Raw genomic sequence first — 13,171 nt, 5'->3', positions numbered from 1 at the left:
GAGAAGCAACCCTTAAGCGAAGGTGCCGAGCAGCCGCCCGTACACGCCGAACACCCCGATGAGCAGCGGGAACAGCACGATGACGCCGACGGACTCGGCGGTGTCACCGATCCGCCGCAGCCTGACCCGTACGTGCTCGGGCGGCTGTACGGCCAGCACCCCGAGCGCCACCAGCGCGAAGCCCAGCAGCGCCGCGAGCGGCCCGGCCGCACCGGCCCGTCCGGCCCACACCAGCAGCGCGGCCACGGTCACCGCCGCGCCCGCCAGCAGCAGCGCCACCACCTCCGCGACGAGCGGGAAGGCCCGCGCGCGCAGCCACAGTACGGCGGCGACGGCCGACGCCAGGCAGACCGTCCAGACGTCGGGTTCCCGCAGTGCGAGCACCCCGGCCGCGCCCGCCGAGACGGCGGTGGCGAGGGTGGCCAGCACCAGGCCCCGGTGGGTGGCGCCGAGGGCCGTCGCGACCTTGTACCGGCTGACGGAGGCCCCGCGGGCCCGCTGGTCGTCCAGTCCGGTCAGACCGGCCGCGGCCAGCGCGAGGCGCGGCAGCAGACCGAGCAGCACCACCGAGACCACGGCGAGGACGGCACCCGTACGGGCACCCGCGCCGCCCTGGAACAGGGCCACGCCCTCCCAGAGCACGGTCAGCCCGACGACGGCGGCCGCTCCGACGAACCCGCCCCGCCCGAGTGGCGTGAACCACCCCAGCAGCGCGAGCCCCACGGCCAGCGCACCCGCCACGGCGGCGAGCCGCCCCATGGCACCCCAGTGCTGCGCGTCGCACAGGGTCCACGCCCCGAGCACCCCGGCCGCACCGGCCGTCGCCAGCAGCGCCGCCGCCATCCCGGACCGCTTCAGCCGCCCGGACAGCGCCCCGACGACCGCGCAGACCCCGGCGGCCGCGAGCAGCGCCCCGGCCACCGCGCCCGGCGCGAACTCCCGCCGGGCGAACCACCCGGCGAGCAGCACCCAGCCGACCAGCCCGGCCCCGGCGGTGACCCGCCGCGCCGACGGCCGCCAGCGCCAGGCCCTTACGTCGAGGTCCTCGGCCGCCTCGTCGGTGACGTCGTGCACCACGGGCGCGGACGGCGAGTCCTGTACCCGGACCAGCCGCAGCACGGCTCCGTCGGAGATGCCCGCGTCCGCGAGGCAGGTGTCGTGTTCGAGTACCGATCCGTCGCCGGTCACCAGGTGACGCAGCATCGGCTGCGCCGCCACCCGGTCGTCCAGCAGTCGTATGACGTCGGGCAGCAGCCGCCCGACGGGCTCCTGGGAGGGCAGTACGAGATCCATCCGCCGCCGCTCACCGACCAGGGTGACCCGGCTGAGTGCCGTACCGCTCGTTGCCCCCGTGCTCACCACGCGTTCGAACCTATCACCGAGTACTGACCTGACCCGGCGTACCGGACTTGCCGATGAGCCGGTGCGAGATGAACGACCAGCCGACGCAGCCGGCGCACAGCACGGCCGCGATGACCAGCCCGGCCACGGCCTTGCCGATCCGCTCGTCGGCGACCCGCCGCCCGCGCTGGGCCCCGAACAGCACGGCGTCCCGCATGCGCCGCCGTCGTACCGCGACCGATTCGAGCAGCTGGCTGTCGTAGTCCTGTGCCGCCATGGCGGTCCCCCTTCCTGTCGGCCCCGACGCTAGTACGCCCCCGGCCCCGCGGGAAACCGCCCGCCGCCCGGACGCCCGGCCGCGAAGATCCCCGAACGGCGGTCCGGGGTTCCGCCGGCACTAGGCTCCCGTGACCCCACCCGCCCGGACCCTCCGACGGGTTCGGCCCCGACCCGATGGACGGCACGTGATCGACCCCGACGACCCCGACCGGCACTTCAAGAACTTCGTGTACACCCACCTCGAACTGGAGCGGGGTTACGACACCGACTGGGACATGCGCGGCACCCTGCACTCCTACGCTCCCTCGCACGTGGAGGCCGTCCGGCGCGGCTTCGACGACTTCCTGCGCGAAGGCCGCGGCGTGGACGCGTACGAGCGCCTGACCAACATCGAGTTCCCGGACGCGGAAACCCTGCACGCCTACCTCCGCGCCCTGTACGCCTACCTCTTCACCGGCACCGGCGACCGGGCCCCGATGCCGCCCGGATGACGGGCCGCTCCAGCGGCCGGGATGCGGTAGCCGTGAGCGTCCCGGTTCCGGCGCGGGCCCCTCGCGTCAATCCTGCTGTCCGAGCCACCAGCCGGGCTCCACGACCCGTACGTCCGCACCGCGGTCGCGGAGCCACTTCTCCAGGTCCACCCCGGCCAACTCGGTCCGCTGCCCGTCCTCCGACAGGAGCTGCGCGGGCCCGTAGACCGAACCGGTCATGCCCGAGACCACGGTGGTGTGGTCCAGCACCACCTCGAAGAGGTTCTCCTCGAAGACCGCGTCGGTGAGGTCCGCCCCGCGGAGGTCGACCTTCTGGAGGGAGGCCCCCATGAACCGCGTGCCCCGGCAGCGGGCGTGCGAGGCGTCCACCCCGTACACCGAAGCCCTGACGAGGTTCGCCCCGTCGAGGACGGTTCCGCGCAGCACGGCGTCGTCGAGGTTCGCCCGCAGGAACGAGGCGCCCGTCGCGTCGGCCCCCGTGAGATCGGCCCGCTCCAGGTCGGCCCGGTAGAACTCGGCACCGGCCAGGCGCGCGTCGACGAGCCGGGTGTCGGTGAACCACGAATCGGAGAAGTCCGCCCCCGACACGTCGGCCCCGCCGAGGTCCAGACCGATGACGTCGAGCCCGCCGGTGTCTTCGTCGAGCCATTCCCGCAGCCGCTCGGCGGCCTCCGCGTCAGCCGGCATGACGGGTGGGCGCCACCCTCTACGGGTACCAGATGACATCATTCTCCCAGCCGTTCCTTTCGATGATGCCCCGAATGTCATCAATTGCGGCCTGGTCCGCATTGCGCATGTCGAGGATCACGATGCGCTTCCGTGTTTCGATCTGTCCTCGCACCTTGTCTTCCCACTTGGCGGAGTCCCGGACGGAATCGTAGGCACCTGGCCAGGGGCCGTTCTTGTTGCGGATGTTGTTGAACGGCGGGTAGTCCGAGTGGACGCCCTTGATGTCGTAGTAGCGGCCGGTGGTCTCCGAGTAGAACTCACCCAGGTCGGCCTTGTGGGGACGGGCGATGTCGTCCGGGAGCCGGCCGCTCTCCCGCAGGTCCAGGCCCACCCTCGCCTCGTCCATCGAACTCTCGTTGATGCCGCCGTTCTTGTCCGGGTCGCGCTGGAGCTGGTCGAAGTCGTCCGCGTTGCGTCCCGCGACCTCGTCGAGGTGGCCCCAGTGCGCGGCCTTCTCCTCGGCGGTGAAGGCCTGCGCCGGCTCGTTCGGCCGTTCCGGCGTCGCGCCGGTCGGCGGCTCGTCCGCCTTCGGGGCTTCGGGCTCCCCGGGAGAGCCTCCGCCGTCGCCCTGGCGCGGAACGCCCGGGCCGTCGCCGTGGCCGCCGCCGTGGCCGCCGCCGGTGACCGGGCCGTCGCCGTTACCGCCCGTGGACGGGGTGTCCGTGTGGGTGCCGCCGCCCGTGGGGGTGGTGTCGGTGCGGGTGCCGGCGCCCGTGGGGTTCGTGGGGTCGGTGTGGCTGTTGCGGGCCGTGTTGTCCGCCACTCCGCCCGGGGTGTGGGTGGCCGCGCCGCCGGGGGCGTGGGCCGCGTTGTCGGCCGTGCCGGCCACCGAGTGGGCCGGGGCGCCGACCGGGGCCGGCTCGCGAACCGGGGTCTCGGCCAGGGGGTGGTCCGGTCCCTTCGGGACCGAGGTGAGGTCCTGCTTGGGGGCGCCCGTATGGTCCAGGAGCTGGTTGGTGGTCTTGTCGTAGTACTGCGGCCGGCCCAGGGAGTCGTCGGGAAGGCGGACCGTGTCGTCCGGGTGCGGGAAGGTGATGCCGGGGGCGTCGGCCTTCGGGAGGTCCTTCCACACCACGTCGTCGATCTTCGGGAAGGCCCCGTCGACCTTGCCGAGGTTCGTGAACAGGTCGCCGATCTTCAGCTTCGCCAGGGACCCGGCCTTGCCGATGTACGTGATCGGGTCGATCAGCCTGCCGGCCTTGCCCGCCGCGCCGATGACCTTCGCCACCGCACCCGTCTTGGCCACCGCGCCGGCGCCGCCCGTGAACACGGTCGTCACGACGTTGAAGGTGACCGCTCCGGCCGCCCGGGCCGGGTTCTTGCCCCACTCGTCCCACGCGACCAGCGCCTTGCCGGTCTCCTTCATGGCGGTACGCGAATCCCGCAGCCAGCCCGGCATGTCCTTCTCGTCGGCCGTCCAGAACGCGACGTTCGCCCCGGGGATGGCCGTGATCACCAGACCGGTCGCCAGCTTCGCCAGGCCCGTCCAGGCCTGGCCCATCGCGTCGAGACCGCCGAAGCCTACGAGCGTGCCGAGGCCCTTGAGCGTGCCCCAGATGCCGTCGACGATGATGCCGTCCCACACGAAGGACTTGACCCAGTACCCGACCTCCCAGGCCCGGTGGGTCTCCTCCAGCTGCGAACCCCACGGCAGGTCCTGGACCTTGTTCAGGTCCTCCGCCTTGTAGCCGTACATGTTCGCGCCGTGCGAGCCGTCGTCCGCCACGAGCGGCGGCGCGCAGTACAGGGCCCGGATCTTGTTGGCGCAGGTCCGCTCGGCGGCCCAGAACGCCTCGGCCGCCGCGTTGACGTCGTGGATCAGATCGTTGTTCTCGTCGATCTTGTCCCCGTCGTCCTTCCAGTGCTCGTCCCCGCTGATCTTGCTCGTGAAGGCCGTCGCCTTCGCCTGGAGCTCCTTCAGCCGCGCCACGATCGGCCGCGCCTCGGTGACGTACTCGCCCAGCGCCTTCGCCGCCGACTCCAGCTGGTCCGCGAAGAAGTCACTGTCCGTCTTGACCGGCTTCGTCGTCGCGAACAGCTTCGCCGCCTCCGGCGCCGAGTAGAACGCCGACAGCCCCTGGAACTCGGAATCCACGTTCGACCCCGCGTCACGGAACGTGCCCGCCGCCGTCGTCAGCTTCGCCTTGTCCAGCTCCAGCGACGCCAGGTCGCCGGTGAACTGCGGGATCGTGCAGGGGTTGATCGGAACGTGGTCCGTCACTTCTTGCCAGCCCCCGGCAGGTCGATCTTCGGCTCCTTCAGCGCCTCGGCCTGGGCGTTGGCGGCCTGGTCCAGATTGCCCTGCACGTAAGCCGTCGTCGCCGCGATCGCCCCGTTGACCGAGGCCGTCGTACGAGCTCCGATGAACGCGAGACGCTGGTCGTGGGCGTCCATGAGTCCGCCCAGAGCGGCCGCGATCGGGCCCATGCCGCCGCCCTCACCGGCGGTGGAACCGCCCTCGGTGATGGTCCCCGCGTGCTTCGCCGCGTCCGGCAGGGCCGTCTGCAGCGACTTGCCCGCCTTCTCGAAGCCACCGGCAGCGGTGACCGTCTTGTTCACGACCCCTTGTACGCCGGACGGTTTGATGTCCCAGTCCATGACCTGCCCCCGTTTCCCCGAATGGCCCGCGCCCGTGTCCGCGCCGAGGCGGTCAGCCGATCCCGTCCACGGCCGCCTTGGCCTTCTGCAGCGTCGCCTGCGCCGTCGCGTCGTTCTGGTCCAGCGTCGTGCGCACCAGGCGGATGATGTTGCGCACCTCGTTCGCCGCCTTGTTCCAGCGGGCTTCCTTGCCGTGGTACTCGTCCGAGACGCCGTCGGCCGTGAACTCGGCCATCGCCGCCTTCACCGCCGTCTCACGGTCGCCGAGCACCCGCTCCAGCTGGCCGATGATCCCGCCGAGACCGCCCTGCACCTCGACGGACGCACCGGTGTCGTACGAAGTACGGTCCTGGTTCTGTGCCATGTCCTTCGGTCCCCCGGGTCTCAGCGCGCGCCGAAGCGAGCGGCGTCGAAGTTCGCGGTGCCCATGTTCTGGTGGGCGTTGTCCTGCTGCTCGGTGGCACCCGAGGTGAACGAGGTGTCCATTCCGGCCTGACCGCCGAGGATCGCCCGCAGCGAGGCGTTCAGTTCCGTCGTGATCGCGTCCGAACGCCGCTTGAACGAGTCGAAGGCGACCTTGCCGGGTCCGTGGAACTTGCCCTCCAGCGGGTCGGCGGCGGCGATCAGCAGCTTGATCAGCGTGCCCAGGTCGTCGCTGGATCCCGTCGTGGCCTTGCCCAGATCGGACAGCGTCGTGCTGCCCATGTCGAACTTCATCCACCCACCCCTGACGTGTCGTTCCGTCACCTGCGTGTGTCCCTGTCTACCCAAGGGACGTTGCGAACACAAACACGGTTTCATCCGGCCGGTGCCTCTGGCCGAAAATCAACCCCGGCCGATTCCCGCCCCTCCCGCGCGCCCTCGACACCCCTCGTGTGCGAGCCACAGCGGTACGTGCACCCGCGGCCCGTCAGGTCATCCAGCGGTCGGGCCGCGCCGCCGCGCGCGAGGTTCGGGACCGGGCCGCCTGCGCGTCGAGCAGGACGGAGGCCTCCGCGGCGGGGCGCAGCCGGGCGGTGACGGTGCCGTTCGCGCCGGTGTCCACGTGCAGGTCGGCCACCCCGCGGGCCCGTTCCCAGGGCCCCTGGGAGCGGCGCACGCTCTGGACCTTCGCATGCGGAACGATCTCCGTACGACGACACAGGCGTCCGCGCCGGGCCGCGAAGAGCTCCGCCGAGACGGCCAGCCCGTACCCCTTCCACCACACCGGCACCACCCACCGCGAGCCCGCGCGGGGGGAGGGGCTGAAGACCAGGGCCCCCAGGTCAGCGCCCGGCAGCACCCGGGCGATCACGGCGTGGGCGGCCGCGCGGGTGGCCACGGGGACCAGCAGCCCGTTCTTGGAGCCGGCCACCTCCAGCTCCACCCGGACCCAGCCGCGCCGCCGCCACAGCAGCGGTTCCACGACGCGTACGGTCTGCACGCGGCCCGGCGGGACGGTCTCGTGGGCGCGGTCCAAGAGCCCGTGGTCGAGGCGCAGCCCGTCGGGGGACTCGGCGACCGTCCAGTCGTACTCGGTGAGGAAGCGGCCGACGCTGCCCGCCCAGACCGCGCCCACCATCGGGATCAGGGTGGCCACGGCCGCCCAGAGGTTCTCGCTGAACCACCACACGGCCGCCGGGCCGACGAGCCCGCCGACGAGCGCGGCCCACACGTCGAGGCTCAGCAGCATGGAGACGACCAGGTCCGCGACCGGGACCCGGAGCAGCCCCCGTTCGGGGGCCTCACCGAGCGAGACGGCCTCGTCGGGGGCGAATCCGGCGGCCCGGGCGAGCAGTTCGGCCCGCAGGGCGACGGCGTCGGCCTCGCCGAGGAAGGCCAGCTCGTCCTTGTCCTCGGTGCCGATGACGTCGAGCCGGAGTTTCGCGACGCCGGCGACGCGGGCCAGCAGCGGGCGCGTGACGTCGATGGCCTGGATGCGGTCGAGGCGGATGTGGGCGGTGCGGCGGAAGAAGAGGCCGGTGCGGATGCGCAGCTCGGTGTCGGTGACGGAGTAGTGGGTGAACCACCAGCTGAGGAACCCGTACAGGCCGAAGACGAGGACGAGCGCGGCCAGCCCCAGGACGCGCAGGCCCTGGGAGAGGCCGGTCACCCACTCCTGGGCCCGCTGGCCCTGCTGGGCGACGACGCCGACCGTCGCGGCGATCGGCACCCACGCGCGGCGCAGCGGGGTGAGGAGGTGCAGCCGCCGCTCGACGGCCGTGCCCGGTCCCCCGCCCCCGGGCGCCTTCGCCGGGCCTGCCGGGTCCGCCCGGTGCGCCGGGTCCGCCTCGTCCGCCTCGTCCGCCGGGCCCGCCGACGCGCTCACAGCCCCGCCGACCTTGCCTCGCCGAGCTCCGTCAGCCGGTCGCGCAGCCGCTCCGCCTCGGCCGGGTCCAGCCCGGGAATCTTGGCGTCACTCGCCGCGGCGGCCGTGTGCAGCTGTACGGAGGCCAGTCCGAAGCGCCGCTCCAGCGGCCCCGAGGTCACCTCGACCAGTTGCATCCGCCCGTAGGGGACCACGGTCTGCTCCCGCCACAGCACGCCCCGGCTGATCAGCAGGTCGTCGGCCCGCTCGGCGTACCGCCAGGACCGCCAGTTCCGCCCGAGCATCACCCACCCCCAGGCCAGCACCGCGAGCCAGACCGCCGCGAGGAGGGCCCAGGCGGGCCCGGCGAACAGGCCCAGCAGCAGCCCCGTCGCCACGGCCGGGAGCAGCGTCCAGATCACCAGCAGCAGCCGCCTCAGGGTCAGGAGCCCGCCCGGCAGTCCCACCCATTCGGGCGGCGCCGTCTCACCCTGCGTCCCGGTTTCCATGCCCCCAGCGTAGGGCTGAGACAATGCCGCCATGACGGAGACGACGGTCGGCATCGGCGGAGCGGCGGAGAGCACCGACATGGTGCTCAACATCGGACCGCAGCACCCTTCCACCCACGGTGTGCTGCGCCTGCGGCTCGTCCTGGACGGCGAGCGGATCGTCAGCGCCGAGCCCGTCGTCGGCTACATGCACCGGGGCGCCGAGAAGCTCTTCGAGGCCCGCGACTACCGCCAGATCGTGATGCTCGCGAACCGCCACGACTGGCTGTCCGCGTTCTCCAACGAGCTCGGCGTGGTCATGGCCGTCGAGCGGATGCTCGGCATGGAGGTCCCCGAGCGCGCCGTGTGGATGCGTACGCTCCTCGCCGAGCTGAACCGGGTACTGAACCACCTGATGTTCCTCGGGTCGTACCCGCTCGAACTGGGCGGGATCACCCCGATCTTCCACGCGTTCCGGGAGCGCGAGGAGCTCCAGGCCGTGATGGAGGAGATCTCCGGCGGCCGCATGCACTACATGTTCAACCGCGTCGGCGGCCTGAAGGAGGACCTGCCGGCCGGCTGGCTCGGCCGGGCCCGCGCCGCCATCGCCGACGTCCGGACCCGGATGGACGTCTACGACAAGCTCGTCCACGGCAACGAGATCTTCCGCGGCCGCACGCGCGGCGTCGGCGTCCTGTCCGCCGAGGCGGTGCACGCGTACGGGGTGTCCGGACCCATCGCCCGCGCCTCCGGGGTCGACTTCGACCTGCGCCGCGACGAGCCCTACCTGGCGTACGGCGAACTCCAGGACGTCCTGAAGGTGGTCACCCGCTCCGAGGGCGACTGCCTGGCCCGCTTCGAAGTGCTGCTCGACCAGACGCACAACGCCCTCGACCTGGCGGTGGCCTGCCTGGACCGGATGGCCGAGCTGCCGCCGGGGCCGATCAACCAGCGGCTGCCGAAGGTCCTGAAGGCGCCGGAGGGCAGCACGTACGCCTGGACGGAGAACCCGCTCGGCATCAACGGCTACTACCTGGTCTCGAAGGGCGAGAAGACCCCGTACCGGCTGAAGCTGCGCAGCGCCTCCTACAACAACATCCAGGCCCTGGCCGTCCTGCTGCCCGGGCAGCTCGTCGCGGACATGGTGTCGATCCTCGGCTCGCTGTTCTTCGTCGTGGGCGACATCGACAAGTAGCGCGGACCGGCACGCGGCGCCGACCGGCGAATACCTCGTGACCCCGCGGGATCCGCGTCCTATCGTGCGGGAATGACCTCTGGCATACGCGCCGGCTACTTGCGGCGACTCGGCATCTCCGACCCCGGCAGCCCCTCCGCGGAGGGGCTGTTCGCACTCCAGCGCGCGCACCTGGAACGCGTCCCGTACGAGAACCTCGACATCCAGGCCGGCCGGCCGCCCGGCATCGACCCCGAGCTGTCGGCCCGCCGCATCGAGGCCGGGCGCGGCGGCTACTGCTTCCACCTCAACGGCGCCTTCGCACTGCTCCTGGAGACCCTCGGGTACGAGGTGACCCGCCACCGCGGGGGCGTCCTGCACCGGGCCGAGGCCCACCGGCGCGACGTCAGCGGCGACCACCTCGCGCTGACCGTACGGGTCGACGGGCAGGAGTACTTCGTCGAGACCGGGCTCGGCGACGGACCGTACGAGCCGCTTCCGCTGCGGGCCGGGGAGCACCGGCAGGGCGGGTTCACGTACCGCCTGGAGGAGTCGGCGCCGGGTGCGGAACCGGGCTGGACCTACCTCAACGACGGGGGTCCGGCACCGGTGATGAACTTCCACACGGCCCCGGCGGTGACCGCCGACTTCGAGGCCGAGCACACCCGTCTGTCGACGTCGCCGGACTCCGGCTTCGTCCGTACCTGCGCCCTGCTGCGGCGCGACGCGCACGGCGTCGACGCGCTGCGCGGACGGGTCCTGACCCGGACCGAGCCGGGCAAGCCGGACTCCGAGCGGGAACTGACCACCTCCGGCGAGTTCTTCGACGTCGTCGCCTCCGTCTTCGGGCGGGAGCTGGACGACTTCACCCCGGCGGACCGGGAGGCGCTGTGGGCCCGCGTGAGCCTGGCGCACGAGGCGTGGCTGGCCGGGCGCCAGGGCTGAACCCCCGCGGCGGCGGGCGGGGCCGGGTCCGGCGGGCGGGAGGGCGCGGGTGACCCCCGGCCGGCGGGAGGGCGCGGCCGGCGGCCGGCGGTTCCGTTGTCGGCCCGGCAGGGCAGACTGGGGGTATGTCCCACTCCCCCCGGCGGGCCTGCCCCGCCTGCGGCCGCGACTGCGCCGTGACGGCCGGCCGGATCGCCCGCCACGATCCTCCCGCCGGCCGGGACCGGGCCGGTCTGGTGTCCTGCCCCGGATCCCGCGCCCGCGTGGTGCTCGGCGCCTCGGCCCCGACCCTGGACGGGTTCGCCCTGGGCCCGCTGCCGGGCCAGCTGCCGCTGTTCTGAGGGAAGTTGGGGGCACCGGATACGGGGGTTGTCCCCCGGCCGCCCCGGGGGAGGACGGGATGTCCAGGAGTCCGCGCCGCCCCTAGCGTTCGGGGCATGACGACGACGCACCCGACCCCCCGGACCGGCAAGCAGTGGCTGCGGCGCGGCGCCGCGGCCGTGGCCCTCGCTGCCGTACTCGGCGGCATCGCCGCCCCGGCCGCCCTCGCCGCGCCCGCCACCACGGGCGCCACGACCGCGGGCGCGGCCGCCTCCGCCCGGGGCGCTCTGATCTCCGTGGCCCCGCTCGCCACCCTCGGACGCGACCAGGTCGCCGCCGAGCTCACCGCCTTCGGCATGGACGCCGGCACCGTCCGCCACGGCATCAGCGCCTACCGGCTCACCTACGCCACCGTCGACCCCCGGGGCCGCCCCACCACGGCCACCGGTCTGCTCGTCCTGCCGCGCGGCGGCCCGCACCGCCTCGACCTGGTCTCCGACACCCACGGCACGGTCCCGACCCGCGACGACGCCCCGTCCGGCGGCGCCGGGTACAACCGGATCACCCCGTACCTGCACGCCTCCGCGGGCCGCGCCGTCGCCGCCCCGGACTACCTGGGCCTGGGCGGCGGGCCCGGCAGCCACCCGTACATGGACACCCGCTCCTCCGTCACCGCCTCCGTGGACATGCTGAAGGCCTCGCGCGCCGCCGCCGAGCGGCTCGGCCGTCCCCTCACCCGCGACGTGTACGCCACCGGCTTCTCCCAGGGCGGCCAGGTGGCGATGGCCCTGGGCCGCGAACTCTCCCGCGGCCGCGACGGCTTCCGGCTGCGGGCACTCGCCCCTATGGCCGGACCGCACGACCTGACGGGCACCGAGTTCCCGGGGATCACCGACGGCCGCGTCGCCCCGGTCAGCGCCGTCTTCTACCTCTCCTACTTCCTCACCGCGCAGAACCGGCTCCACCCGCTGTACGGGGACCCCGCCGAGGTGTTCCGCGCACCGTACGCGCAGACCGTGGAAGGGCTGTTCGACGGGAACCACCGGCCGGAGGAGATCGTCGGGGCGCTGCCCGCGACCCCGCAGGAGCTGCTCACCCCGGAGTGGGCCGAGAAGGTCCGGAGCCCGCGCGGGACCCTGCGCGCGGTCATCGAAGCCAACGACGGCTTCTGTGACTGGAAGCCCGCCGTGCCCGTACGCCTCTACGCGGGCTCCGGCGACACCGACGTGCCGATCGCCAACGCCCGGTCCTGCGCGGCGGACCTGGCCCGCCACGGGGTCCGGGCGAAGGTCGTCGACCAGGGGGCGGACGCCGACCACACCGCCACGGCGGTCCGCTCGGCCCCGCAGGCCGTCCGCTGGTTCGACTCGGTCCGCCGGAGCCCGTCGGGCGGATAGCCCCTGCGGCCTAGGAGATCGCCGTGCGCAGCCGGCCCACGTTGATGGGCTCGGTCTCGTCGTGGGCGGTCAGGTCGATGACCTGGCCCACCGCCCGCTGCTCGGGGGTGACCGGCTTGAACTCCGGGCCGGTGTCGGGGCGTACGGACTCCGCCTTGTGCACGGCGAGGGCCTCGGCTCCGACCACGTCGGCCAGGTCCTCGTTCTGCACGGACTCGATCACGGCGCGGGCCTGCGCGGCGGTCTTGGTGCCGAAGAAGTCGAAGCCGCCCTCGACGCGCGAGGCGGAGCGGCGCGCGGCCGAGTACGGGGCGACGGTCGCGGCCGGCCGGCGCGCCGGAAGCGGGACCGACGGGGTGGCGGCCGCCCGGGCGTGGGCGTCGGCGACCGGGGCGGCGGGGGGTGCGGTGGCGGCTGCGGCTGCGGGCTGCTCCGCGGCGGCCGCGGCGGCCTCCGCCCGGCGGGCCAGGGCCGTCATCGCCGCGTGGGCGCGGGCGTAGCCGACCGGGGTGGGCGCGCCGCTGCCGGTGCGTTCCTCGGACACCGCGGGCAGTTCCCTGGGCCCGGCGGCCGGGGCGGCGGCTTCGAGCGCCAGCAGCCGGCGCTTCTCCAGGGCGGTGGCGCGCTCGGTCTCGGCGGTCGCGTACCGGCGCAGCAGCGCGGCGTGCTCGCCGCGCAGGCCCGCCAGTTCGACGCGCTTGGCGCGCAGTTTCGTGTCGAGCTTGGCGCGCAGGACGCGCGCCTCCTCCAGGTCGGATTCGAGCTCGGCTATCCGCTCTTCCGTCTTCCACTCGTCCTTGACCCGTTCCCGGGCCAGTTCCGCGACCCGGCGGCCGGCCGACCGGTCCCAGGAGCGCATGAGGACGGCGCCGCCCACGCCCGCGGCCGCGGTGAGGGCCACGAGCAGGCGTAGCGCGAGCGGTTCCGCGAGGAGCCAGGCCGCGCCGGCGCTGGCGACGGAAACCCCGGCGACGGCCGTCGGCGTGAGAAGTCGGTGCAGGGGCTCGGGATTGCGGTGGCGTCCACGGGGCATGGCCTGAAATTTACAGGGCGTGGGCGGCGCGTGGGATACCCGCCCGGCAAACTCTTGCCGGGCGGTTGCCCCACAATTTCCCATCAAC

The 13,171-nt window shown here is 73.5% G+C and carries 15 protein-coding genes; 5 read left to right on the top strand and 10 right to left on the bottom strand.

Translation table 11 applies throughout. From position 1 onward, the window contains the following. Positions 1-12: 12 nt before the first annotated feature. Both eccD and AC07B0_RS16685 read right to left on the bottom strand, forming a co-directional pair. Positions 13-1,362 carry a type VII secretion integral membrane protein EccD gene (eccD, locus tag AC07B0_RS16690; RefSeq protein ID WP_478865877.1) on the bottom strand — a complete coding sequence of 450 codons (1,350 nt, stop codon included), beginning with the start codon at positions 1,360-1,362 and terminating at the stop codon, positions 13-15. A gap of 13 nt (positions 1,363-1,375) precedes the next feature. Further along, positions 1,376-1,618: a hypothetical protein gene (locus AC07B0_RS16685; protein ID WP_356871235.1), complete on the bottom strand. Its 243-nt coding sequence runs from the start codon at positions 1,616-1,618 to the stop codon at positions 1,376-1,378. A 187-nt stretch (positions 1,619-1,805) separates the two neighbouring features. Here AC07B0_RS16685 and AC07B0_RS16680 point away from each other — a divergent pair, with 187 nt between their 5' ends. After that, positions 1,806-2,111, top strand: coding sequence for a hypothetical protein (locus AC07B0_RS16680; protein ID WP_478898497.1), 306 nt, complete (start codon positions 1,806-1,808; stop codon positions 2,109-2,111). A 66-nt stretch (positions 2,112-2,177) separates the two neighbouring features. Here the strand turns inward: AC07B0_RS16680 and AC07B0_RS16675 are convergent, their stop codons facing one another. The 7 genes from AC07B0_RS16675 to AC07B0_RS16645 form a co-directional block, all read right to left on the bottom strand. Further along, a complete protein-coding gene (locus AC07B0_RS16675; RefSeq protein WP_356871239.1) occupies positions 2,178-2,798 on the bottom strand; it encodes a pentapeptide repeat-containing protein in 621 nt (206 codons plus the stop codon). A 19-nt stretch (positions 2,799-2,817) separates the two neighbouring features. Continuing rightward, complete coding sequence (locus AC07B0_RS16670) at positions 2,818-5,061, bottom strand: hypothetical protein (protein ID WP_478898496.1); 2,244 nt, start codon at positions 5,059-5,061, stop codon at positions 2,818-2,820. Then, positions 5,058-5,438, bottom strand: a complete 381-nt coding sequence (locus AC07B0_RS16665) for a DUF6507 family protein (protein ID WP_356871243.1) — start codon at positions 5,436-5,438, stop codon at positions 5,058-5,060. Before AC07B0_RS16665 ends, AC07B0_RS16670 begins: the two co-directional genes overlap by 4 nt. 52 nt (positions 5,439-5,490) lie before the next feature. Continuing rightward, entirely contained in the window at positions 5,491-5,802 is a 312-nt protein-coding gene (locus AC07B0_RS16660) for a pore-forming ESAT-6 family protein (RefSeq protein ID WP_356871245.1), read from the bottom strand. Positions 5,803-5,822: 20 nt separating this feature from the next. Further along, on the bottom strand, positions 5,823-6,155 hold the full coding sequence (locus AC07B0_RS16655; RefSeq protein WP_356871247.1) for a hypothetical protein: 333 nt from the start codon (positions 6,153-6,155) through the stop codon (positions 5,823-5,825). A gap of 193 nt (positions 6,156-6,348) precedes the next feature. Further along, positions 6,349-7,746: a PH domain-containing protein gene (locus AC07B0_RS16650; RefSeq protein WP_478898495.1), complete on the bottom strand. Its 1,398-nt coding sequence runs from the start codon at positions 7,744-7,746 to the stop codon at positions 6,349-6,351. Further along, on the bottom strand, positions 7,743-8,234 hold the full coding sequence (locus AC07B0_RS16645; RefSeq protein WP_356871251.1) for a PH domain-containing protein: 492 nt from the start codon (positions 8,232-8,234) through the stop codon (positions 7,743-7,745). The genes AC07B0_RS16650 and AC07B0_RS16645 overlap by 4 nt, the downstream gene beginning before the upstream one ends. Positions 8,235-8,265: 31 nt before the next feature. Between AC07B0_RS16645 and AC07B0_RS16640 the strand changes: the two genes are divergently transcribed. The 4 genes from AC07B0_RS16640 to AC07B0_RS16625 all read left to right on the top strand — a co-directional run bounded on the left by AC07B0_RS16640 (position 8,266) and on the right by AC07B0_RS16625 (position 12,050). Beyond that, a complete protein-coding gene (locus AC07B0_RS16640; protein ID WP_467295578.1) occupies positions 8,266-9,408 on the top strand; it encodes an NADH-quinone oxidoreductase subunit D in 1,143 nt (380 codons plus the stop codon). Between the two features lie 72 nt (positions 9,409-9,480). Then, positions 9,481-10,332 carry an arylamine N-acetyltransferase family protein gene (locus tag AC07B0_RS16635; protein ID WP_356871255.1) on the top strand — a complete coding sequence of 284 codons (852 nt, stop codon included), beginning with the start codon at positions 9,481-9,483 and terminating at the stop codon, positions 10,330-10,332. Positions 10,333-10,457: 125 nt separating this feature from the next. Further along, positions 10,458-10,673: a hypothetical protein gene (locus tag AC07B0_RS16630; RefSeq protein WP_356871257.1), complete on the top strand. Its 216-nt coding sequence runs from the start codon at positions 10,458-10,460 to the stop codon at positions 10,671-10,673. A gap of 96 nt (positions 10,674-10,769) precedes the next feature. Further along, on the top strand, positions 10,770-12,050 hold the full coding sequence (locus AC07B0_RS16625; protein WP_469381424.1) for an alpha/beta hydrolase family protein: 1,281 nt from the start codon (positions 10,770-10,772) through the stop codon (positions 12,048-12,050). A gap of 10 nt (positions 12,051-12,060) precedes the next feature. On the opposite strand, the gene AC07B0_RS16620 is transcribed toward AC07B0_RS16625, so the two are convergent. Continuing rightward, a complete protein-coding gene (locus AC07B0_RS16620) occupies positions 12,061-13,083 on the bottom strand; it encodes a hypothetical protein (RefSeq protein ID WP_469381422.1) in 1,023 nt (340 codons plus the stop codon). Positions 13,084-13,171: the final 88 nt, after the last annotated feature.

The sequence above is a fragment of the Streptomyces sp. NPDC044704 genome (genome assembly GCF_056433525.1).
The sequence above is the reverse complement of the archived record's forward strand: the minus strand, read 5'-3'. Positions and strand labels throughout refer to the sequence as shown.